The following is a 23,263-nucleotide window of genomic DNA, read 5'->3' as shown; positions in this document are numbered from 1 at the left end:
GGCCGTACCCCGCGATTGGACGACACAGCCATGCACTCCAGCGACCTGGTGCTGAGCTGGCCCGCGCCCGCCGCCACCTGGACGGAGGCCGCCCCGGTCGGCAACGGCAGGATCGGCGCGATGGTCTTCGGCGGCACCGGCCGGACCCGTATCCAGATCAACGACTCCACCGTCTGGTCCGGCACCCCCGGCGGACCGGCCACCGCTCTCGCCGCACTCCGCGCGCAAGGGGCAGGACCGGAGCGGCTCGAAGAGGTCCGCGCCGCGCTGCGCGCCGGCGACCAGGACCGCGCCGAGTCCCTCCTGATGACCTTCGAGGGGTCCTACACCCAGGAGTATCTGCCGTACGCCGACCTGCACTTGACCGTGCCGGGCGGCGAGCGCGCCCAGTACCTCGGCCGGACGCTCGACCTCGACACCGCGGTCGCCGAGGACGGCTTCGACCTCGACGGGACGACGGTACGGCGCCGGGTCTGGGCCGACGCCGTCACCGGTGCGCTGTGCGTGACGCTGGACGCGGACGCCGGCACGGTCGACCTGGCCGTCGAACTGTCCACCCCGCTGCGGGAGTTGCTCCGCTCGGCCGCGCCCGACGGCATCACGCTGGGCATCGAGATACCGGTGGACGGCGCCCCCGAGCACGAACCCGAGGTCGCGGAACCGCTGCGTTACGCGGACGGTCCCGTCGACGGCTACGACCCCTTCGGCGCCCTCGCGCTCGCCGTGGGCACCGACGGCACGACGACCGTGGACGACGAGGGAGGCCTGCGCGTCACCGGCGCCTCGCACGTCCTGCTCACCCTCGCCAGCTCCACCGCGGCCCACCGCGACTGGAGCGGGGCCCCGGCCGTGGACCGCTCCGCCCATCCGGCCGAGGCCGCCGAACTCGCGGCGCGGGCCCTCGCACAGGGCGCCGACCGTCTCCTCAAGGACCACGAGGCAGACGTACGGGCTCTGTTGGGCGGCACGTCCCTGCGTGTCGGGCCGCGCCGCTCCGGCACCTACGACGTCGCCCGCGACATCCTCGGCGGCGACGACGAACTCCTCACCGCCACCGTGCTGTTCCAGCTCGGCCGCCATCTCCTGGCCACCGCCTCCCGCCCGCACACCGGCCCCCCGGCCAACCTCCAGGGCATCTGGAACGCCGAGCTGCGCCCCGCCTGGTCGTCCAACTACACGATCAACATCAACACCCAGATGAACTACTGGGGCGCGGAGACGGTCGGGCTCAGCGCCTGTCACGCGCCCCTCTTCGACCTGCTGGACCGCATGGCCGTCCAAGGCACGCGTGTGGCACGGGAGTTGTACGGTGCGCGCGGCTGGGTGGCCCACCACAACACCGATCCGTGGGGATGGGCGCTGCCGGTCGGCATGGGGCACGGCAACACCTCGTGGGCGCTGTGGATGATGGGCGGCGCGTGGCTGTCCCAACACCTGTGGGACCACTACGAGTTCACCCGCAACCTCGTCTTTCTGCGGGAGCGTGCCTGGCCGTTGCTCAGTGGCTGCGCCGAGTTCCTTATCGACTGGCTGGTCGACGACGGCACGGGTTACCTCGACACCCTGCCGTCGACCTCCCCGGAGAACCTGTTCCTGGCCGACGGCGTCCCAAGGTCCCTGACCCGCTCCGCCGCCATGGACCTGGCGCTGATCCGGGCCACCTTCCAACGGGCCCTGCTGGCAGCCGAGTTGCTCGATCTGGACACCCCACTGACCGGCGAGATACGCGCGGCGTTGCCCCGGCTGCGCCCACTGCCCGTCTCGCCGGAGGGCCGGCTCCAGGAGTGGGCCGAGGACCTCACCGAGGCCGACCCGCACCACCGTCATCTCTCGCACCTGATCGCCGTACACCCGCTGGGTCTGATCGATCCCGACTCGACCCCCGAACTGGCCGACGCCGCAAGGAAGTCGATGGACCGGCGCGGGCCCGGGGCGATGGGCTGGTCCTGGTCCTGGAAGATCGCTCTGCGGGCGTGGCTGCGCGATGCCCCCACCGCGCGCTCGCTGTTCCTCGAAGCCGTACGGCCACTTGACGGCGACTCCGGAGTGAACGCCCCGGTGGACGGCTCGCGTTGGGGCGGGCTGCTGCCCAACCTGTTCTCCACGCATCCGCCGTTCCAGATCGACGGCAACTACGGGCTGATGGCCGGCCTCGCCGAGATGGTGGTCCAGAGCCACACCGGCACGCTCCATCTGCTGCCCGCGCTGCCCGCGCAGTGGGCCGAGGGCGAGGCCCGCGACCTGCGCTGCCGGGGCGGTCTGGCCGTCGACTTCGCCTGGAACGAGGGCGAGTTGACCGGTGCGACCGTGCGCAGGCACGCGGGTGACGCCGGTGAGCCGGTACGGATCCGGTATCGCGACCGGACGGCCGAGCTGCTGCTTCCGGCCGGTCACCAGGTCGAGTTGGACACCGATCTGCGGCCCCGAGGGGAGCCGGTGCCGTGCTGACCGAACAGGACGTACCCGAGCTGTTCGCCTATCGCAGCGCCTACCGGGAGCCCGCCGACTTCGACACCTTCTGGAAGGGCACCCTCGCCGAGACCCGCGCCGGACAGGAGGCCACCCTCCAACTGACCGAGGTCGCCACCGGGTTGGAGACGGTCGACGTCTTCGACGCCGTACTGCCCGGCTTCGGCGGGCACCCCGTCCGCGCCTGGCTGCGGATGCCCCGGCAGCGGGGCGGCACGCTGCCCGCCGTGGTCCAGTTCCATGGCTACGGCAGTGGGCGCGGTGCCCCGATCGACGACCTGCTGTGGGCGTCCGCCGAGTACGCGCATCTGCTGGTGGACGCGCGCGGTCAGGGCGGCGCGTGGGCGGGCGGGGGCGCGACCCCCGACCCGGTCGGCAGCGGCCCGGCGCATCCCGGATTCCTCACCCGGGGCATCGAGGACAAGGAAACCTACGTCTACCGGCGGGTGTTCACCGACGCCGTCCGGGCCGTGGACGCGCTGCGCGCCCGTACCGATCTCGTCGACCCGGAGCGGGTCGCCGTGGTCGGCCCCAGCCAGGGCGGCGGCATCGCCCTCGCGGTCGCCGGACTGGTGCCCGACCTCGCCGCCGCCCACTTCCAGTCGCCGTTCCTCTGCGACATCCGGCACGCCACCCGGCTCACCTCCGCCGAGCCCTACGCCGAGATCATCGGCTATCTGGCGGCCCGCCGGGACCTGGTGGAGCAGACCTTCGACACCCTCGGCTACTTCGACGGACTCGCCTTCGCCCGCCGCGCGAACGCCCCGGCCTGGTTCTCCGCCGGGCTGCGCGACGAGGTGTGCCCGGCCGTCACCGCGATCGCCGCCTACCACGCCTACGCCGGCCCAAAGGAGCTGCGGCTCTGGGAGTTCAACGGCCACGACGCCGGCGGGCCCGAGGACCTGGCCATCGCACTGGGCGCCTTCGGCGCCCTCCTCAAGACGTCGTCCCATCCGCTGGTGCAGCCGTCCCCCGCACCGACCGCGTCATCCCGAGAGAAGGAACAATGAGAAGAATCAAGGGAGTTCGGAAGACGGTCGCGCTGGGCGCCACGCTCACGCTGGCCGCGCTGCTCTCCGCGTGCTCCAACGGCTCCTCCTCCGCCGGTGGTTCGAAGACCGTCAACTGGTGGACCTGGGACGACAAGCAGGCCGCCGCGTACAAGGTGTGCGCCACGGACTTCGAGAAGGCCAACCCCGGCACCAAGGTGAAGATCACGCAGTACAACGTGAACGACTACTTCACCAAGCTGACCGCCGGATTCGTGGCCGGCAACGCGCCCGACGCCTTCCAGAACAGCGTCCAGTTCTTCCAGGCGTACGCCTCCCAGCACCAACTGCTGGCGATGGACGACTACATCAAGAAGGACAACTTCGACCTGTCCCGGTTCTCGGTCGGCGTGGACGCCTGGAAGTTCACCGACGGCAAGCAGTACGCCCTGCCCCTGGACTGGGCGGCGTCCGGCGTCTACTTCAACGAGGACGCCATCAAGAAGGCCGGGTACACCGACCAGGACGTCAAGTCGCTGAACTGGAACCCCGACAACGGCGGCACGCTGGGCAAGATGATCGCCCACCTGACGATCGACACCAAGGGCCGGCGCGGCGATGCGAAGGGCTTCGACAAGTCGCACATCAAGACGTACGGCTACGGGGAGATCGCGTCGAAGGACTTCATCGGCCAGTTCACCTGGAACCCGCTGGTCAGCACCACGGGCTGGCGGCTGGGCGACAAGACCACCTGGCCGACGGTGTTCAACTACGCCGACCCGCGGTTCGTGAAGACCATGGACTGGATCCGCTCCCTGACCGACAAGGGCTACGCGCCGAAGATCGGGCAGTTCAACGACAGCGTCAGCGACGTCGACCTGCTGTCCTCCGGCAAGGTCGCGATGGAGACCGGTGGTTCGTGGGAGGCCTCGACCTTCGTGAAGATCCCCGGCGTCAAGGTCGGGATCGCCCCCACTCCCTACGGCCCCGACGGCAAGACCAGGTCCGTGCTGAGCAACTCCAACGGCAACAACATCTGGGCCGGCACCAAGAACCCCGACCTGGCCTGGAAGTGGGTCTCGTACATGGGCAGTGAGGCCTGCCAGTCCAAGGCCTCCCTGACGGGCACCTTCTTCCCGTCGATCCCGGCCTCCATGGACGCCTCGGCCGCGGCGCTGGCCAAGACGGGCGTCGACCTGTCCGTCTTCACGGACATGATCAAGGACAAGGTGCTCTACCCGTCCCCGGTCTACGGCAACGGCGCGGCGCTCCAGGACGCGTTCCAGCCCCTGTTCCAGGCCTACTTCGCCGGTCAGAAGAGCGACTCCGTCTTCACGGACATGCAGAACCAGAGCAAGCAGCTGCTCGCCAAGAAGTGACCCCACCCCTCCTCCGCACTCCCTGTCCGGCCGCCGGACGGGCCCACTGAGCCGGGCCCGTCCGGTGGCACCGGGCGCTCGGAAAGGACTGTTCATGCCGGACACCACGGCGCGGATCCACATCCTGCGCGCGGCGGGCACCGCCCTCGTCGTGGAGCTCACCGAGCCGGTGCCCAGGGTGCTGCACTGGGGGGCCGACCTGGGCGACCTCACGCAGGACGCCCTGGCCGCGCTCGCCCTGACCGGCGAACCCGCCGTGCTCAACAACTCCGTCGACATCCCGCGCCGGTTCACCGTCTGGCCCACCGAGGCCGACGCCTGGTCCGGCACCCCCGCCCAGGAGGGCCATGCCGCCGGCGCGTTCGCCGCGCCCCGCCTGACCCTGACCGACAGTTCGTACCAACCACGTTCTACGGGCGGGGAGTTGACCCTTCACCTTACCGACCCCGGCACCGGACTCGACGTCACGCTCTCCTACCGCCTGGAGCCCTCGGGGGTACTGGGCGCACGGACCACGCTCACCCGCCGGCCTGACGCCGACCCGGCGCCGTACGACCTGGCGGGCGTCACGACGCTGCTGCCGCTGCCGCGCCGGGCGTCCGAGGTCCTCGACTTCACCGGCAAGTGGAGCCGGGAGCGGTCACCTCAGCGGCGGCCGCTGGGCTTCGGCACCCATGCCCGTGAGGTGCGGCGGGGCAAGCCGGGAGTGGACTCGCCGTACGTCATGGCGGTGGGCGTGCCAGGATTCGGTTTCCGCGACGGGGAGATCTGGGCGGTCCATGTGGCCTGGAGCGGCGACCAGCGGTATCTGGCCGAGCAGTTGCCGGAGGGCGCGGGTGCCCATGCGGGGGTGCTCGGCGGCGGTGAACTCCTGCGGGCCGGGGAGATCCGGCTCGCGCCCGGTGAGTCGTACACCGCTCCGGTCTGTCACTTCGCCTGGTCCGAGCAGGGCCTGGACGGGCTCGCCGACCGCTTCCACACCCTCCTCCGGGCCCGCCCCACGCATCCGCGCGGCCCCCGCCCGGTGATCCTCAACAGCTGGGAGGCGGTGTACTTCGACCACGACCTGGAGCGGCTGCTACGGCTCGCCGACCGGGCCGCCGAGGTCGGTGTCGAGCGGTTCGTGCTGGACGACGGCTGGTTCCGGGGCCGTCGTTCGGACGACGCCGGCCTTGGCGACTGGACCGTCGACCCGGTGGTGTGGCCCGAGGGGCTGACCCCGCTGGTGGACCATGTGCGCTCGCTCGGCATGGAGTTCGGGTTGTGGGTGGAGCCAGAGATGATCAACCTGGACTCCGACCTGGCCCGCGAGCATCCCGACTGGGTGCTGGGCCCCGCCCGCGGGGTCGGCCCGGCGGCCCGCCACCAGCATGTGCTGGACCTGGTCAACCCGGATGCCTGGCAGTACCTGTTGGACGCGCTGGACGCACTCGTGGAGAAGTACGCCATCGCGTATCTCAAGTGGGACCACAACCGGGAACTCCACGAGACCGTGCACTCCGCCGCCGACCGTCCCGTGGCGCACGCCCAGGTGGTGGCCCTCTACCGGCTGATGGACGCCCTCAGGGAGCGCCACCCCGCCCTGGAGATCGAGAGCTGCGCCGCCGGTGGCGGACGGATCGACCTGGGCATCCTGGAGCGGACCGACCGGGTCTGGGCCTCGGACTGCAACGACCCGGTGGAACGCCAGACCATCCAGCGCTGGACCGCGCAACTACTGCCCCCGGAACTGGTCGGCACCCACGTGGGCCCGCGCACCAGCCACACCACGAACCGCGTCAGCTCCGACCAACTCCGCCTGACCACGGCCTTGTTCGGCCATGCGGGGATCGAACAGGACCTGACTCGCTGCTCCTCCGAGGAACTGGCCCGCCTCACCGCCTGGACCGCCCTCCACCGCGAACTCCGCCCCCTGCTCCACGGCGGCCGCACGATCCGCGCCGACCTCACCGACGAGTCGACCCTGCTCCACGGAGTCGTGGCCCACGACGGCTCGGCCGCGCTGTACTGCTGGGCACGGCTCACCACGTCCCCCGAGGGCCAGTACGGGCGAGTACAGCTGCCCGGCCTCACCCCCGAGGCAACGTACCGGGTACGGGTACGCACCGAACTGGGCCTCCCGTCGTTCCACGAGATCACGGAACCGGCCTGGCTGTCCGCGGCCCTCGCCGACGGCCTGTCCCTCCCCGGCTCACTGCTCACCGTCGCGGGCCTGCCCCTGCCGAACCTCAACCCCGAGCAGGCCCTGCTTCTCGAACTCACGAGGACGGCCCGCTGACCGGACGCGGCGAGGCGGGCGGTCAGCGGGGCCGTCTGCCCGCGGTGAGCAGATGACCGCTGGTGCCGAGCAGGGTGGGCTCGCGCTCGATGTGGCGGCTGGCCACCAGGACGGCCTCGCGGCGGTCCGGGTCGTCCAGCCAGTCCTCGATGCCACCCATCAGCCAGGCGACGCCTTCGAGGCCGTACTGACCGTCGACGGTGAGTGCGGCCTCCTCGAACTCCTCGGGGGCCTCGTGGGGTTGGGCGAAGTAGGCGGTCGTGAAGTGGCCGCCGTCCTCGGAGTCGTGGCGTCCCTCTTCCATCTCTCGGTCGACCAGCGCGCGGTGCGGGTCGGTGAAGTACAGCTCCTGCCTGAGCATGTCGTGCAGTCCCGCGAACCGGTTGATGGTCGCCGCGACCACCAGCCCACCCGGTCGCACGACACGACGCGCCTCCCCCAACGCCCGTACGCGGTCCGCCCGTTCGGGCAGGTGATAGAGCGGCCCGAGCAGCAGCACCACGTCGTACGACGCGTCTTCGGCGGGCAGCGCCCTGGCGTCCCCGGCACGGGCGGTGACCCCCGGCAGCCGGCCCGCCTGCTCCACATGGAGCGGTACGGGGTCGACGAGTTCGACCCCGTACCCGTCCCGTGCGAGCCACTCGGCGTGGATGCCGCTGCCGCCGCCGACGTCCAGCACCTTCGCGGGGGCATCGGGCAGCAGGCGCCGCAATACGTCCTGGGTCCGCCAGAACTCCAGCCGGTCGGAGCCCTGTCTGAGGCGGCCGTCCTCCTCGCCGCGGGCGTAGTAGGCGAGGATCTCCTCGCGGACGGCAGGGCCTTGTGCGCGTGTCGTCTCGGTCATCGCCCCAGACTGCGATCTGGTGTCTCCGCCCCGCAACGGGATTCCGTTGCGCGAGCCGTCACGAGGCCCGACTCGTAGGCGAACACGACGAGTTGGGCCCGGTCGCGGGCGCCGAGTTTGGTCATGGCTCGGCTGATGTGGGTCTTTGCCGTGAAGGGGCTGATGACCATGTGGGCGGCGATCTCCTCGTTGGTGAGGCCGCGGGCGGCCAGGGCGGTGACCTCGCGTTCGCGGCGGGTGAGGTGTTCGAGGCCGGTGGCGGTGGAGCGGTCGGGGGGCCGGGAGACGAACTCGCCGATGAGGGTGCGGGTGATCGACGGGGAGAGGAGGGCCTCGCCGGCGGCGACGATGTCGATCGCCTGGAGCAGGTCCGCGGGATCGGTGTCCTTCAGGAGGAAGCCGCTGGCGCCCGCGCGGAGCGCCTCGAAGACGTACTCGTCCAGGCCGTAGTTGGTGAGGATGACGACCCGGACCGCGGCGAGGGCGGGGTCGGCGGCGATGCGGCGGGTCGCCTCGATGCCCGTCATGACCGGCATCTGTACGTCTATGAGCGCGACGTCGGGCAGTTGCGCGCGGACGAGGGCCACGCCCTGTTCGCCGTCGGCCGCCTCGCCCACCACCTCGATGCCGTCCTCGGCTTCGAGGAGGGCGCGGAAGCCCGCGCGCATCAGTGCCTGGTCGTCGACGACCACGACCCGGATCATCCCGCCTCCCCCAGGGGCAGTTCGGCCCGGACCGCGAAGCCGCCCTCCGCGCGCGGGGCGGTGTGCAGGGTGCCGCCCAAGGCCGTGACGCGCTCGCGCATACCGGTGAGGCCGATGCCCGGCTTCGGCGGGCAGCCGGGGTCGGCCGCCCCGTCGTCCTCCACCCGTATCGTCAAGTCCTCGTCGCCGTAGTCGAGTTGGACGCTGACCTTGGCCGGGCCCGCGTGCCGGGCCGCGTTGGTCAGGGCCTCCTGGACGATGCGGTACACCGCGCGGTCGACCGTCGCCGCGAGGGGGCGCTCCTCGCCCGTCACCGCGAGTTCGACGGCGAGTCCGGCCGCGCAGGCCCGCTCGACGAGCAGCTCGGGGGTGCCGGTGGGCTCCTCGGTGGTGCGCAGGATCTCCAGGGTGGCCCGCAGTTCCCGCATCGCCTCGCCGCCCGCCTCCTGGATGGCGAGCAACGCGGGCGGCACCTCCTCGCCGCGCTTGCGGGCGAGGTGGACGGCGACGCCCGCCTGGAGCTTGACGATCGAGATGCTGTGGGTGAGGGAGTCGTGCAACTCCCGCGCTATGCGCAGGCGTTCCTCACCCGCGCGGCGCAACGCGACCTCCTCACGGGTGCGTTCGGCCTCCAGGGCGCGCTGTTCGGTCTGGCGCAGATACGCCTGCCAGTTGCGGTCGGCGAGGCCGGTGACCACCGCGCACAGGAACCAGCCGGCGATGAGCGCGGTCCGCTCGACCACCTGCTGGGTCGTGGGTCCCGTCGCGAAGTACGCGGCCAGGAACAGCCCGCCCGCCCCGGCCGCCCAGCCGCGGTGTCCCGCGCGGGCCGCCGTGTGCATGGCGGCGAGCACGGGCAGACCGGCGACCGGCCCCGGGTGGGCGTGCAGGACGTAGGCCGCCTCCGCCACCGTGGCCACGACGAGGACCGCGCGCGGAGCCGTCTGGTAGAACGCCAGGGCCGCCGAGGCCAGGGCGATCAGCGCGTAGTCGACGGCCGTGGTGTCCGCGTCGAAGGCGGCGAGGGTCATGACGAGGGCGCCGATCACGACCGCGAGGGAAGCGTCGGCGAGGCGCCTGCGTGGGGTCACATCGACCGGGTACCCGCTCATGACCGCACAGTAGACCGCCGCGCCGACACGGTCGTCAGCCCTGTGGACAACTCCTGGACTACTCCCCACGCAGTACTTTCCGGGTCCACGCCACCCGGCCGACGCAGCGTCAACTCCCTTCGACCGTACGACGACCGGAGGCACCCGGGCGGCGCACGCTACTGCCATGACCACACCCTTCCGCCACACCCGGCCCCCGTCGCCGAAGTCCGCCACCGGCCGCACCGCCGAGGTCTTCGACCAGATCGCCGTCGACTTCGGAATAGAGCGGCCCCCGACCTTCGTGGTCCTGTCCTCCGCGCCCGAACTCCTCGCGCCCGCCTGGGCGTTGATGCGGGAGTCCCTGATCGCGGGCGACGGCAGCCGTACCGGCAAGGAGCTGGCCGCCCTCGGTGTCTCGCTCGCCAACAAGTGCCCGTTCTGCGCGGACGCGCACACCGTCCTGCTGCACGCCACCGGCGACCACGCCCTCGCCGAGCACCTGGCGCGCGGCGGCACACCGGAGCACGAGGAGCACGCCCGTGTGCTCGACTGGGGCCGCCGCACCAGGATCCCGGGCGCCGCCCTGACGCCGTACCCGTTCCCGGCCGGGCAGGCGCCCGCCTACCTCGGCACCGCCCTCGCCTTCCACTTCATCAACCGCACCGTGTCGGCCCTGCTGACCGAGCAGCTCCTGCCGGGCAACGCCCAGCGGTTCCGGGCCGTACGGAGCCTGGCCGGCCGCAGCGTGGCCCGCACCGTGCGCCGCAGCGCCGTACCGGGAGCGGCACTCCCCCTCCTGGACACGCCGGGCCCCGGCCCGGACTGGGCGGCCGGAACCCCGGTGGGCCCGGCCTACGACGCCCTGCGCACGGCGGCGCTCGCGGGCGCGGACCTTCTCGACACGGACGACCTGACCCTCGTACGGGAGACGCTGTGGGCCTGGGACGGGGGACATCCGCCGGTCGTGCTGCGCGGCTTCCCGAACCGGCGGGAGCGGCCGGCGGCGCGGTTGGCGGTGCTGGCCGCGCTCGCGCCGTACCGGATAACGGAGGAGGACGTGGCCGCCTGGCGGGAGCCGTCGCGGAGTGACGCGAGTCTCGTGCGGCTCGTCGCGTACGGGGCGTTCGCCGCCGTCGAACGGATCGAGACGACGATGCGGGTGCCCGCCGCCCGCACCTGAGCGGTGGACATAAGAGGACACACAACGCGTCCACAGTCAGGCACTGTCACCGCACAGGCACGGAGCGAGTTCATACTTCCGCCTCACAGGGAGTCATGTGACACTGGCGTCCCCGTCCGCAGTGCGGACCCGCTCCGCACCCTTCCCCCACGAGAAGTGCGACTTGCGTTCTCTTCCTCTGCCGCTCGCTCTCACCGCGCGTCTGTCGCCGGTCGTCGTGCTCGCCGCGATGGGCTGGGCCCTGACGTCCGGTCCGTTCGCCGCGACGACGACCGCCGATCACAAGGCGACGCCCGAGTCCGACTCCTCGTCCGGGTCCTCGGCGCCTTCGACGGCGCCCGCGGTCAAGGCGTACTCCACGTCCCCCGCCCCGTGCGGGAGTGTGACGGCGGCGACGCTCAAGTCACTGGTGCCGGGCGCGAAGACGGCCGGCAAGGAGATCCCGTCGACGGACACGAAGGTGCGCCGCACCTGCTCGTGGAACGCGCTCAAGGGGTACGACTACCGCTGGCTCGACGTGTCGTACGAGATCACGGAATCGGACGAAGCGGCAAAAAAGTCGTACACCGAGACGACTACGGAGAAGAGCGGCGGCGGGGTGGTGCCCGGGCTCGGGGACGCGGCCTACTCCATCGTGAACCTCACCACAGAGGACAAGCAGCAGACGCGTGAGGGCACGGTCGTCGTCCGCGCGGGCAACGCGCTGGTGACCATCACGTACAACGGCAGCGACTTCGAGAACAAGAAGGCGCCGAGCACGGACGTCATCAACAAGGGCGCGATCAAGGCCGCGAAGGAAGCGGTGACCGCGCTGGAGGGCGCCAAGGCCAGTTAGCCCCGGCGCCCTCCGACCAGACGAGTCCTACGCCTCGACGGGCGTCGGCTCCTGCGGCGCCGGCTCCTTCCGGGTCAGCAGCGTCAGCCCCACATAGAGGACCATCGACGTGCCCAGGCCCACCGCCCAGCCGTAGTCGGCGAGGGAGGACAGGGCCGGGATGGGACGGCCGTCGATCAGCGGGTGGAAGTCGGCGCCGCCGACGGCGAGTACGCCACCGACCAGGAAGGCGACGACGGCCCGCCAGTTCCAGCCGCCGTCGTACCAGTAACGGCCGCCCGCCTTGTACAGGTCGGTGAGGTCGAGCTTGCCGCGGCGCAGGATCCAGTAGTCGGCGATGAGGATGCCGGCGACCGTGCCGAGCAGACCGCCGACCAGACCGAGCCAGGTGAAGATGTAGCCCTGCGGGTCGGAGTACAGCTTCCACGGGAAGATCAGCACGCCGAGGACGCTGGTGATCAGGGCGCCGGTGCGGAAGCTGATCTTCCGGGGCGCGATGTTGGAGAAGTCGAAGGCGGGCGAGACCAGGTTGGCCGCGATGTTCACGGAGAGGGTCGCCACCAGGACGGTCACCAGCGCGTAGAGCAGACCGACCACGTTGTCCGTCTTGGCGGCCAGCTGCACCGGGTCCCAGATCGCCTTGCCGTAGACGGCCTGCGAACCGGAGGTGACGAGCACCGACAGGAACGCGAACAGGGTCATGGTGGTCGGCAGACCAAGGGCCTGGCCCCAGGTCTGGGCCTTCTGGCTCTTGCCGTAGCGGGTGAAGTCGGGGATGTTCAGCGACAGCGTGGACCAGAAGCCGATCATGCCCATCAGCGAGGGCCAGAACAGCTTCCAGAAGCTGCCGCCCCAGCCGAGCTTGGAGGGCTGGTCGAAGAGCGGGCCGAGGCCGCCGGCCTTGCTGCTCATCCACCACAGCATCACGAACGCGCCGACGAGGACGAAGGGCGCCGCCCAGTTCTCGAAGCGGCGGATCGTCTCCATGCCCCGGTAGATGATGGCCACTTGGAGCGCCCAGAACAGCGCGAACGACAGCCACATCGTCCAGGCGTACCCGCCGATGTGCGAGGCGTTGGCCCAGCTGTCCCCGATCAGCTTGCCGGCGAGGAAGAAGATCGCCTCACCGCCGATCCAGGTCTGGATGCCGAACCAGCCGCAGGCCACCAACGCCCGTACGACAGCGGGGAGGTTGGCGCCGCGCACACCGAACGAGGCGCGCGCGAAGACCGGGAAGGGGATGCCGTACTTCGGTCCCGCGTGCCCGGTGAGCAGCATGGGCACGAGCACGATCAGGTTGGCCAGGGCGATGGTGAACACCGCCTGCTTCCAGTCCATGCCCACGGCGATGAGCCCCGAGGCCAGGGTCCAGGAAGCCGTGTTGTGGGCCATGCCGACCCACAGCGCGGAGAAGTTGTACGTGGTCCAGGTGCGCTTCTCGACGGGAACCGGGAGCAGATCGTCGTTGGCGTACGGCCCGCTGGGCTGCGGGGACCCGGGGGCGATCTCCACCCGCCCGTCGGCGAGGGTTACTTGAGCGGTCGGCTCTATGGCCGTGGGAGCGGTGTCGGTCATGGGCAGGCCAATCAATGAGGTGGGTCCGGAAAGGCCGTGCGGGGGCTTGGCGGGGCCGGGGAAGGGTGGGTGCGTGCTTGCCCTTCCCCGGCCCCGCCACCCCCTCCCCAGGACGGTGGGGAGGGGGAGAACTGGAGTGGGGGGACGGGGAGTTGAGCGGTGGCGCGGGTGTGCGTCAGGCGTTGACGGCCGGGATGATCGTCGCGCCGTATGCGTCGATCGTGGCCTCCTGCGCGTCGTGCATGTCGTAGACGGCGAACTGGTCGACGCCCAGCTCGCGCAGGGCGTTGAGCTTTTCGATCTGCTTCTCGGCCGATCCGATGATGCAGAACCGGTCGACGATCTCGTCGGGCACGAAGGCGGTGTCGGGGTTGTCGGCACGGCCGTGGTGCGAATAGTCGTACCCCTCACGGGCCTTGATGTAGTCCGTGAGTTCCTCGGGTACGGCGGCGGAGTGCTCGCCGTACTTGGAGACGAGGTCGGCGACGTGGTTGCCGACCATGCCGCCGAACCAGCGGCACTGGTCGCGCGCGTGGGCTAGCGCCTCCGGGGAGTCGTCCTCGGTGACATAGGCGGGCGCGGCGACGCAGATCTTGACCTCGGACGGGTCGCGTCCGACGGCGACGGCCGCGTCCTTGACCGCCTTCACCATGTACTCGGTGAGGTAGAGGTCGGAGAGCTGGAGGATGAAGCCGTCGGCCTCCTCGCCGGTCATCTTCAGGGCCTTGGGGCCGTACGCGGCCATCCAGACCGGGAGTTGGGCGTCCTCCTTGGCCCAGGGGAACTTGATGACCGTGCCGCCGAGGTCAGCCTCCCGGCCGGAGCCGAGCGCCCTGATGACCTTCATGGCCTCGCTGATCCGGGCCAGGGTGTTCGGGGTGCGGCCCGCGACGCGCATCGCGGAGTCGCCGCGGCCGATGCCGCAGACCGTGCGGTTGCCGAACATGTCGTTCAGGGTGGCGAAGGTGGAGGCGGTGACCTCCCAGGTGCGGGTGCCCGGGTTGGTGACCATCGGGCCGACCGTCAACTTCGTGGTGTTGGCCAGGATCTGACTGTAGATCACGAACGGCTCCTGCCACAGCACGGCGGAGTCGAAGGTCCAGCCGTAGGTGAAGCCGTTGCGCTCGGCGCGCTTCATCAGGCTGATGACCCGCGAGGCCGGCGGGTCGGTCTGCAGGACGAGTCCGAAGTCCATGTGCGCCACTCCTAGTTGAGGTACTGACTGGTGGAGCGCGGGGTGTAGACGCCGTGGCCCGCGTGCCCGGTGTACTCCCGCTCGGTGATGACGAGTTCGCCGCGCGAGAGGACGGTCTCGACGCGGCCGGTGAGGCGCTTGCCCTCGTAGGCCGAGTAGTCGACGTTCATGTGGTGGGTCTCGGCGGAGACGGTCTGCTCGGCGTGCGGGTCGTAGATGACGACGTCGGCGTCGGCGCCCGGGGCGATGGTGCCCTTCTTCGGGTAGAGGCCGAACATCCGCGCCGGGGAGGCGCAGGCGATCTCGATCCAGCGGCGGCGGCTGATGTGCCCGTCGACGACGCCCTGGTGGAGCAGGTCCATGCGGTTCTCGACGCCCGGCATGCCGTTGGGGATCTTCGAGAAGTCGCCCCGGCCCAGTTCCTTCTGGCCCACGAAGCAGAAGGGGCAGTGGTCGGTGGAGACCACCTGGAGGTCGTTGGTGCGCAGGCCCTGCCAGAGCTTGGCCTGGTGCTCCTTGGGGCGGAGCGGCGTGCTGCACACGTACTTCGCGCCCTCGAAGTCGGGCTCGGCGAGGTTGTCGGTGGAGAGGAACAGGTACTGCGGACAGGTCTCGCCGAAGACGGGCAGGCCCTCGTCGCGCGCCTTGGCCAACTCCGCGACCGCCTCCATCGCGGAGACGTGCACGACGTAGAGCGGGGCGCCGGCGACCTGCGCGAGCTTGATGGCGCGGTGGGTGGCCTCGGCTTCGAGGAGGGCCTTGCGGACCTCGCCGTGGTAGCGGGGGTCCCTCTCGCCGCGGGCCAGCGCCTGCTCGACCAGTACGTCGATGGCGATGCCGTTCTCGGCGTGCATCATGATCAACCCGCCGTTGTCGGCGGCGCGTTGCATGGCGCGCAGGATCTGGCCGTCGTCGCTGTAGAAGACGCCCGGGTAGGCCATGAACTGCTTGAAGGAGGTGACGCCCTCCTCGACCAGCAGGTCCATCTCCTTGAGGGTGTCCTCGTTGACGTCGGACACGATCATGTGGAAGCCGTAGTCGATGGCGCAGTTGCCCTCGGCCTTGGCGTGCCACGCGTCGAGGCCCTCGCGGAGGGCGCCGCCGACGCTCTGGATCGCGAAGTCCACGATGGTCGTCGTACCGCCCCAGGCGGCGGCCCGGGTGCCGGTCTCGAAGGTGTCGGCGGCCTTGGTGCCGCCGAACGGCATCTCCATGTGGGTGTGGGCGTCGACCCCGCCCGGGATGACGTACTTCCCGGTGGCGTCGATGACCCGGTCGGCGGTCCAGGCGTCGGCCGTCGGGGTGCCGGAGGTGGCCAGGGCTGCGATGCGGCCGTCTTCGATCAGGACGTCGGCGTGGAGTTCGTCGGACGCGGTGATTACTAGGCCGCCGCGGATGACGGTACGGGTGCTCATTTTGACTCCGCTGGGTTGTCGTCGGGTGCGGGTCGTTGGGTTGTCGGGTGCGGGTCCGTGGGGGCTGGTCGCGCAGTTCCCCGCGCCCCTCTGGAAGGGCTGCGCCCTCCAGAGGGGCGCGGGTTGCTTACGGTGCGGTCAGCGGGCCGTACGCGTCCGGGCGGCGGTCGCGGTAGAACTGCCAGCGGTCGCGGACTTCCCGCAGCTTGGCCAAGTCCAGGTCGCGGACGACCAGTTCGGGCTCCTTGTCGCTGGCCACCTCGCCGACGAACTGGGCCTCCGGGTCGACGAAGTAGGTCGTGCCGTAGAAGTCGTTGTCGCCGAGCTCCTCGACACCGACCCGGTTGATGGCGCCGACGAAGTACTCGTTGGCGGCGGCGGCAGCGGGCTGCTCCAGCTGCCACAGGTAGGCGGAGAGGCCGCGCGAGGTCGCCGACGGGTTGAAGACGATCTCCGCGCCCGCGAGGCCCAGCGCACGCCAGCCCTCCGGGAAGTGCCGGTCGTAGCAGATGTAGACACCGATCTTGCCGACCTTGGTGTCGAAGATCGGCCAGCCGCTGTTCCCCGGGCGGAAGTAGAACTTCTCCCAGAATCCGGGGACTTGGGGAATGTGGTGCTTGCGGTACTTGCCGAGGTAGGAGCCGTCCGCGTCGATCACGGCGGCCGTGTTGTAGAGGACGCCGGGCTGCTCCTCCTCGTACATCGGCAGGACCAGGACGATGCCGTGTTCCTTGGCGAGCGCCTGGAAGCGCTTGACGATCGGGCCGTCCGGGATCGCCTCGGCGTACTCGTAGAACGCCTTGTCCTGGACCTGGCAGAAGTACGGTCCGTAGAACAGCTCCTGGAAGCACAGGACTTGAGCACCCTGCGCGGCGGCGTCGCGCACCGCCTGCTCGTGGACCTGGATCATGGACTCCTTGTCGCCCGTCCAGGCTGTCTGGAACAGGGCGGCACGAATCACGGTGCTCATCGGGACCTCCGGTCGCTAGGTGTGCGAGGAGCCTAGGAAGTCCGGAACGTGTCTTTGAGTTGCACGGTGTCACGTCTGCGGGCGCGCGGCGTTCCACGGTGTCACCCTCGCTTGGCCGCATGTTTCACCGCCGTTTTCGCAGGTAGTCCCATGTTTCACCCCTGTTGCGCGTCGTGCGCGAGGAGCGCGATGTGCACCGACGCGGCCTGCTCGAAATCGTCGAGGTCCACCCCGAGCCGGCCCTCTATCGCCTCCAGCCGGCGGTACAGCGCGGGCCGTGAGACGTGGTGGAGCTGGGCCGTGCGCGACTTGTTGCGGCCGGTGGCCAGATATGTGCGCAGTACGGCGAGCAGGTCCTCGTCGGCCGTGCACAGCAGCCCGTCCAACTCCCGCTCGGCGAAGGACTGCACCTGCGGGTCGTCCCTGAGCAGCCTGATCAGGCCGCGCAGATGGACGTCCTTGAGGCGTACGACGGTGGGGAGTTCGAGGGCGTCGCTGGAGTCGGCCACGGCGTCGGCGACGTGCTGTGCCTCGCGCAGGCCGGCGGGCACGTCGTCCCAGACGGTGCGCTGCCCCGCGGCGGCCACGACCGCCTTCAACGCCCCGGACTCGGTGCGCAGCCGGCTCGCGAAGTGCGCGGCGAGGGCGTCCGCGTCCTGGTCGCGGGGCAGGCTGAGCAGCACGGCGGTGACGCCGTCGGCCAGTTCGGCGACGAGCCCGGGCAGGCCCAACAGCCTTAGCACCCGGTCCAGTTGGGCCGTGTCGCCGTCGCGTACGACCATCGGTACGAAGGTGCGCCGGTTGACCGGCAGGCCTGCGGCCCGCGCGCGGGGCAGGAGTTGGCGGGCCGGTACGACTCCGCTCGCCAGGTCGGTGAGCAGGCTCTGCGCGGACTGTTCCTCCCAGGTGTGGGAGGAACCGCCGAGCATGCGGTGCAGGACGAGGGCCTCGGCGGCGCGGTCGGCGAGGAGGCGGCCGGTGGCGGTGTCGCCGCGGTGGCCGCACAGCATGATCTGGCCCCAGCGCTCACCGCGTCCGCCCAGTTCGGCGCGGATCCAGCCGTCGCCCTCGCTGCCGCCGGCCTGGCGGGAGATGCGCTCCCAGTCGCGCAGCACGTCGTCCACCGCCGACCGCTCCCCCGCCGTGGCGAGGACGCGGTGGGCGAGGTTGGTGACGACCACGGGACAGGCGCTGTGCGCGGCGACCTCGTCGAGCAGGCTCTGCAGCGGGGCGCCGCCGGTGATGAGTGCGGTGAGCGCGGTCCGTACGGCCTCGGAGAGGCTGACGGCGGCGAACTTCCGCCGTACCAGGCGGGATTGGACCTCTTCCGTCAACTCCGCGAAGGGGAAGGGCCGGTGGAGCACCACCATGGGCAGCCCGCACCGCTCGGCCGCGCGGCGCATCACGTCCGGCGGGGCGGGGAAGGCGCGGCCGAGACCGAGTACGACGGCGGATGCCTCCGCGCGGTGGAGCGACTGGATGTACTCGGCCTGGGCGCCCTCGTCACCGGCGAGGAGCACTCCGGTGGTGAGGATCATCTCGCCGCCGCTGAGCATCACGCCGACGTCGGCGGCCTCGGCGACATGCACCCACCGCACGGCGCGGTCGAGCTGGCTCGCGCCGGCCACCACCTCGGGCTCCCCGGCCAGCACCCGTTCCAGGGCGAGGACCTGACGGACCGACAGAGCGGGTTCCAGGGGGTCGAGGGTGGTGGCCATAACGCGTTTCCCTTGCTCGTACTGCTGTTACTGCGTGCTCGCCAGAGCCCGTTCGAGGATGGCGGCGCCCTCTTCGGCCTCCGCGACGGTGAGGGACAGCGGCGGGGCGACGCGCAGGGCGCTGGTGTCGTGGCCACCGCCCTTGCCGAGCAGCAGCCCGCCCTCGCGGGCCGCTTCGAGCACGGCGGAGGCGGCCTGCGGATCGGCCTCGTCGGTGCCCGGTTTCACCAGCTCGACGCCGATCATCAGTCCGCGTCCGCGCACTTCCCGTACGCCGGGATGCTTCGCCGCGGCGGCCCGCAGCCGCTCGATGAGGAGGCCGCCGACGCGCCGGGCGTTGCCCTGGAGGTCGTGCTCCAGGAGGTAGGTGAGGTTGGCGAGGCCCGCCGCCATGGTGATCTGGGTGCCGCCGAAGGTCGAAATGCTGTTGGAGTCCAGGCAGTTCATGATGTCGGCGCGGGCGACGACACCGCCGATCGAGCTGCCGTTGCCGATGCCCTTGGCGAAGGTGAGGATGTCCGGCGGACCGTTCTGCGCGTGGGCCTGCCAGCCCCAGAAGTGGTCGCCGGTGCGGCCCCAGCCGGTCTGCACCTCGTCGGCGATCCACAACACGCCCCGCTCGGCGAGGACTTCGCGGAAGGCCGCGTACAGGCCGTCGGGCGGGGAGGTGAACCCGCCGACGCCCTGGACGGGTTCGGCGATGAGGGCGGCGGGCGGACGGACGTGACCGAGCAGGTCCTTCAGGTCGGCCACACAGGCGGCGATGAACTCGGCGTCGGACAGGTGGGCGTAGGGTCCGCGCGTGCGCACACCGCCGTGGACGTAGAGCGTTTGGAGCGGAGAGAGCGAGGTCGGGGACCAGCCGCTGTTGCCGGTGATGCCGACCGCGCTGAAGGAGCGGCCGTGGTAGCTGTTGCGCATGGCCAGGATCTGGTTGCTGCGCCGGTACGAGGTCGCGAGCAGCAGGGCGGTGTCGTTGGCCTCGGTGCCCGAGGTGGTGAAGAAGACGCGGGCGTCGGGGATGCCGGACAACTGGGCGACGCGCTCGGCGAGTTCGACCATCGGGCGGTTGAGGTAGAGCGTGGACGAGTGGAGGATCCGCCCGGCCTGCTCGCTGACCGCCTTGGTGACCTCGGGGAGCGCGTGCGCGGTCATCGTGGTGAGGATGCCGCCGAAGAAGTCGAGGTACTTGTTGCCCTCGGCGTCCCAGACGTGCCGGCCCTCGCCGTGCGTGATCTCGAGCGGGTTGTCGTAGTAGAGGGCGAGCCAGTCCGGGAGCACGGCCTTGTGCCGTCCCAGCAGATCCTTGGTCACGGTTGCACCAACCCTTCGTAGGCGTCGGGACGACGGTCGCGGTAGAACGCCCACTGCTGGCGGACTTCCTCGATCAACCCGAAGTCGAGGTCGCGGACGACGAGTTCCTCGTCCTTGTCGCTGGCGACGTCGCCGACGAACTGGCCTCGCGGGTTGACGAAGTACGACGTCCCGTAGAAGTCGTTGTCCCCGTACTCCTCCTGTCCAACCCGGTTGATCGCGGCGATGAAGTACTCGTTGGCCACGGCCGCGGCGGGCTGCTCCAGCTGCCAGAGGTAGGCGGAGAGGCCGCGCGAGGTGGCGGACGGGTTGTAGACCAACTGGGCGCCGTTGAGGCCGAGTTGGCGCCAGCCCTCGGGGAAGTGGCGGTCGTAGCAGATGTAGACGCCGACCTTGCCGACGGCGGTGTCGAAGACGGGCCAGCCGGCGTTGCCCGGCCTGAAGTAGTACTTCTCCCAGAAGCCCTTGACCTGCGGGATGTGGTGTTTGCGGTACTTGCCGAGGAAGGTGCCGTCGGCGTCGATCACGGCCGCGGTGTTGTAGTAGAAGCCGTCCTGCTCGATCTCGAAGACCGGGACGACGATCACCATGCCGGTCTCGCGCGCGAGCTGTTGCATACGACGCACGGTCGGCCCGTCGGGCACCGGCTCGGCCCAGTCGTAGTGCTCCGGTTCCTGGACCTGACAGAAGTAGGGGGCGTTGAACACTTCCTGGAACCCGATGATCTTGGCCCCTTGGCGGGCCGCCTCGCGGGCGTGTTCCTCGTGTTTCGCCACCATGGACTCGGTGTCGCCGGTCCAGGTGGCCTGGACCAGAGCGGCGCGTACGACGTTGGCCATGAGCTGCTCCTTCGACGGGGACGTCAGAGCCTCTACGCCCGTAGACAAAGGCCGTAGAGGCATGAACGTAAGCCTCCGGAGGAGCCTTGCCAAGACCATCGTCGTTAACCCGCGGAGTCGATCGCGTTTCACACTCCGGTGGGCGAGTCGATGGGCCGGTCAGGCAGTGAAGCCCGCGACCCGGAGGGCGTGGACCAGGTCCCAGTGACGTTCGTCCGAGACGCCCCGGGCCGCCTCCACCAGCAGCGGGACGAGTTGCTGGGGGTCGGCCGCGACGCTGCGGGCCGCCTCCTCGGGGGTGCGGACGCGGACGTAGGCGTCGAGCAGGGCCATGATCTCGCGGCGGCGGCCCTCGGCGACGAGCGCGAGCACCGCCTCGCCTATCTCCTCGGCCGGGCGGGCCACGCCCTGCCGCAGGATCTGCTCGCCGTCCGCCGTACGGCCCGCCGCGACCAGCGCGTCCGCCGCGCCGACCAGCCGGTCGGCGGGCAGCGAGGCGGCCTCCCACAGCAGGGTCGCCCAGTCCGCGCCGAGCCCGGCGCGCTGGAGCTCGGCCGCGAGCAGCGGGAAGCGCGCGGCGGGCCAGTACGCGGCCTCGGCGAGCAGCGCGTGCGCCTCGCCGCTACGGCCCTCCCGCCGCAGCCCCACGAGCCGCTGCACGGCCTCCACGGTGGCCTGCCGCGCCTCGGCGTCCAGCGCCTCCCGCTTCGGCTGCGTCCGCTCGGCCGGCCGCGCCGCCCCGGCGAAACGGGCCCCGCGCGGGGTGCGGCGGGCGGTGGACGCGGGGGTCGGCAGCTCCGGTACGGCCGCTGCGGGGTCCGGGGCCGGGGCGGCGGCAGCGGCGTCGTCCTCAGTCATGCCGGCGAAGCGGGCGCTGCCTCGGCGGCGCTTGCGTTGCTTGGGGGCGGGGGCCGCTTCGGGGTCGGGGGCGGGGTCGGTGGACTGCGTGGGCTCGGGGGCCTCGGGCTGTGCGGGGTCGAAGGCGGCGGAGCGCGTGGCCTCGGGTGCGGGCCAGTCGGCGGCGTCGGTCGCGGGCCAGTCGGAGGGCTCGGGCGCGGGAGCGGCGGCGGGGCTCGGGAAGTCGTCCCGCAGGGGGGCCGGGCTGCCGTAGCCGGGGTTGGCGCGCTCGAAGTCCTCGTAGCCGCGGCGCGCGTCGGGGGCGCTGTCGTCGCGGCGCGCGGGGTGGGATTCGGTGCGGTCGATGCCCGTCGGGTCGCCCGCCGGGCCGTAGCCGCGGCGCGCCTCACGGACGCCCTCGTCGTGACGCAGGGGATCGGGGCCGCCGTAGGCCCCTCCTCCGGAGTTGTCCGGGCCGCCGTAGCCGCCCTGCGGACCGCTGCCGGGACTCTGTTCGGTGTCGCGCTGGCGGGGCAGGCGATGGGGAGCCGGGCCGTTGCCGTACGAACCGTACGGATCCGCCCCGCCGGACCGGCCGTCCTGGGCCTGGTCCTGGAAGGTGTCGTCGACCCGGAACACGTTGCCGTGCCGGTCGCGGTGGATCGCACCGCCACCCCGGAGGTGGACGCGCTTGTCCAACTCCTCGATGCGGGCGCGGAGTTCGGTGCAGCGGGCGGTGGCGCGCTCGTGGTCGTCGTGGGCCCAGGCGAGGTCGAGGCGGAGGGCGTCGGCCTCCTCCTGCGTGGTGGCGGCGCCGAGCAACCGCCCCAGTTCCGCCTGCCGTTCGGCGGCGTACTTCTGCTCGCGGAGCATCACGTCGAGCCGGTCACCGAGGGCGTCCCGGCTGCCGGGCCGGGCGTCGAACGCGGCGAGCGCCGCCGCGTGCAGGGCGCGGGCCCGCTCCTTCTCCTGGGCGGCGACACCGGGGCCGTACTCGGCGGCGAGGTCCTGGAGCAGCGCCTCCACGACGTCCCAGGGCGGTATCTCACGTCCGCCCAGGCAGGCCTGCATACCATCGGGATCGCGCTGCCAGAACACCCCGCACCAGCCCCCGCCCTGGTCGAGGCGCGCCAGAAGCCGGTCGAGGTAGTTCGCGAACTCCCGCACCTGTCCGGGGAGTTGATCCACAGCCATGCTCCAACTCCCGCCAGACCGGAATGCTCCGGTCCGTAGAAAACACCATTTGTGTTACGACGCGGCTACGGAAGCTTTTCGAGCCGGGCGCAGAGAGTTCGGAGCCTACGCCTCCGCCCTGTGCGCCCGCCGGGTTCCACCGTATTCGCCGTGTCAGCCACCCGTTTCAGGCCGCCAACGGCGCACACCTGACCACGAGTTGATCCATGGACAGCCCGAGCGCGTCGGCGAGCGCGGCGACGGTGAAGAAGGCGGGTGTCGGCGCCCGGCCGGTCTCAATCTTGCGGAGGGTCTCCGCCGAGATGCCCGCGTGCGCCGCCACGTCGGTCATGCTCCGGCCGCCGCGGGCCTCGCGGAGCAGCCGGCCCAGTCGTTCGCCGCGTTCGCGCTCTTCGGGGGTGAGAGGGGTGCGTACCATGCCGTCATTCTAATAC

General features: G+C 71.1%; 18 protein-coding genes. 6 read left to right on the top strand and 12 right to left on the bottom strand.

Translation table 11 applies throughout. The features are described from left to right. Positions 1-30: 30 nt before the first annotated feature. From SSP08S_RS29540 to SSP08S_RS29525, 4 genes are all read left to right on the top strand, one after another. Complete coding sequence (locus SSP08S_RS29540; protein WP_019071260.1) at positions 31-2,448, top strand: glycoside hydrolase family 95 protein; 2,418 nt, start codon at positions 31-33, stop codon at positions 2,446-2,448. Further along, positions 2,442-3,479 carry an acetylxylan esterase gene (locus tag SSP08S_RS29535; RefSeq protein ID WP_019071259.1) on the top strand — a complete coding sequence of 346 codons (1,038 nt, stop codon included), beginning with the start codon at positions 2,442-2,444 and terminating at the stop codon, positions 3,477-3,479. Before SSP08S_RS29540 ends, SSP08S_RS29535 begins: the two co-directional genes overlap by 7 nt. Further along, positions 3,476-4,837: an ABC transporter substrate-binding protein gene (locus SSP08S_RS29530; protein ID WP_019071258.1), complete on the top strand. Its 1,362-nt coding sequence runs from the start codon at positions 3,476-3,478 to the stop codon at positions 4,835-4,837. Before SSP08S_RS29535 ends, SSP08S_RS29530 begins: the two co-directional genes overlap by 4 nt. 94 nt (positions 4,838-4,931) lie before the next feature. Further along, on the top strand, positions 4,932-7,115 hold the full coding sequence (locus SSP08S_RS29525; protein ID WP_019071257.1) for an alpha-galactosidase: 2,184 nt from the start codon (positions 4,932-4,934) through the stop codon (positions 7,113-7,115). A gap of 22 nt (positions 7,116-7,137) precedes the next feature. Here SSP08S_RS29525 and SSP08S_RS29520 read toward each other — a convergent pair whose 3' ends face one another. From SSP08S_RS29520 to SSP08S_RS29510, 3 genes are read right to left on the bottom strand one after another with little or no spacing between them, the layout of a single operon-like run. Then, positions 7,138-7,959 (bottom strand): class I SAM-dependent methyltransferase, encoded by an 822-nt coding sequence (locus tag SSP08S_RS29520; protein ID WP_019071256.1) that lies wholly within the window; start codon positions 7,957-7,959, stop codon positions 7,138-7,140. Next, complete coding sequence (locus SSP08S_RS56160) at positions 7,956-8,663, bottom strand: response regulator (protein WP_019071255.1); 708 nt, start codon at positions 8,661-8,663, stop codon at positions 7,956-7,958. The genes SSP08S_RS29520 and SSP08S_RS56160 overlap by 4 nt, the downstream gene beginning before the upstream one ends. After that, complete coding sequence (locus SSP08S_RS29510; protein ID WP_019071254.1) at positions 8,660-9,775, bottom strand: sensor histidine kinase; 1,116 nt, start codon at positions 9,773-9,775, stop codon at positions 8,660-8,662. Before SSP08S_RS29510 ends, SSP08S_RS56160 begins: the two co-directional genes overlap by 4 nt. A 166-nt stretch (positions 9,776-9,941) precedes the next feature. Here SSP08S_RS29510 and SSP08S_RS29505 point away from each other — a divergent pair, with 166 nt between their 5' ends. Both SSP08S_RS29505 and SSP08S_RS29500 read left to right on the top strand, forming a co-directional pair. Further along, complete coding sequence (locus tag SSP08S_RS29505) at positions 9,942-10,937, top strand: carboxymuconolactone decarboxylase family protein (RefSeq protein WP_019071253.1); 996 nt, start codon at positions 9,942-9,944, stop codon at positions 10,935-10,937. A 163-nt stretch (positions 10,938-11,100) separates the two neighbouring features. After that, complete coding sequence (locus SSP08S_RS29500) at positions 11,101-11,772, top strand: hypothetical protein (protein ID WP_026178933.1); 672 nt, start codon at positions 11,101-11,103, stop codon at positions 11,770-11,772. Positions 11,773-11,799: 27 nt separating this feature from the next. Here the strand turns inward: SSP08S_RS29500 and SSP08S_RS29495 are convergent, their stop codons facing one another. From SSP08S_RS29495 to SSP08S_RS29455, 9 genes are all read right to left on the bottom strand, one after another. Beyond that, positions 11,800-13,347, bottom strand: coding sequence for an NCS1 family nucleobase:cation symporter-1 (locus tag SSP08S_RS29495; protein ID WP_019071251.1), 1,548 nt, complete (start codon positions 13,345-13,347; stop codon positions 11,800-11,802). 175 nt (positions 13,348-13,522) lie between these two features. Then, complete coding sequence (locus tag SSP08S_RS29490) at positions 13,523-14,542, bottom strand: TIGR03842 family LLM class F420-dependent oxidoreductase (RefSeq protein WP_019071250.1); 1,020 nt, start codon at positions 14,540-14,542, stop codon at positions 13,523-13,525. A gap of 11 nt (positions 14,543-14,553) precedes the next feature. After that, positions 14,554-15,957 carry a dihydropyrimidinase gene (gene hydA, locus SSP08S_RS29485; protein ID WP_019071249.1) on the bottom strand — a complete coding sequence of 468 codons (1,404 nt, stop codon included), beginning with the start codon at positions 15,955-15,957 and terminating at the stop codon, positions 14,554-14,556. Positions 15,958-16,084: 127 nt separating this feature from the next. Then, a complete protein-coding gene (locus tag SSP08S_RS29480) occupies positions 16,085-16,927 on the bottom strand; it encodes a nitrilase-related carbon-nitrogen hydrolase (RefSeq protein ID WP_019071248.1) in 843 nt (280 codons plus the stop codon). A 155-nt stretch (positions 16,928-17,082) separates the two neighbouring features. After that, a complete protein-coding gene (locus SSP08S_RS29475) occupies positions 17,083-18,645 on the bottom strand; it encodes a PucR family transcriptional regulator (RefSeq protein WP_019071247.1) in 1,563 nt (520 codons plus the stop codon). Positions 18,646-18,672: 27 nt separating this feature from the next. Then, complete coding sequence (locus tag SSP08S_RS29470; protein ID WP_019071246.1) at positions 18,673-19,959, bottom strand: aspartate aminotransferase family protein; 1,287 nt, start codon at positions 19,957-19,959, stop codon at positions 18,673-18,675. After that, positions 19,956-20,798, bottom strand: a complete 843-nt coding sequence (locus SSP08S_RS29465; protein WP_019071245.1) for a nitrilase-related carbon-nitrogen hydrolase — start codon at positions 20,796-20,798, stop codon at positions 19,956-19,958. The genes SSP08S_RS29470 and SSP08S_RS29465 overlap by 4 nt, the downstream gene beginning before the upstream one ends. Before the next feature lie 159 nt (positions 20,799-20,957). After that, a complete protein-coding gene (locus tag SSP08S_RS29460) occupies positions 20,958-22,829 on the bottom strand; it encodes a hypothetical protein (RefSeq protein WP_026178931.1) in 1,872 nt (623 codons plus the stop codon). Between the two features lie 166 nt (positions 22,830-22,995). After that, positions 22,996-23,247: a helix-turn-helix domain-containing protein gene (locus tag SSP08S_RS29455; RefSeq protein ID WP_019071243.1), complete on the bottom strand. Its 252-nt coding sequence runs from the start codon at positions 23,245-23,247 to the stop codon at positions 22,996-22,998. Between the last annotated feature and the right edge of the window lie 16 nt (positions 23,248-23,263).

The sequence above is a fragment of the Streptomyces hokutonensis genome (assembly GCF_000376565.1).
Taxonomy (GTDB): Bacteria; Actinomycetota; Actinomycetes; order Streptomycetales; family Streptomycetaceae; genus Streptomyces; species Streptomyces hokutonensis.
Note: the sequence above shows the minus strand (reverse complement) of the source record. Positions and strands in the feature narration are given on the sequence as shown.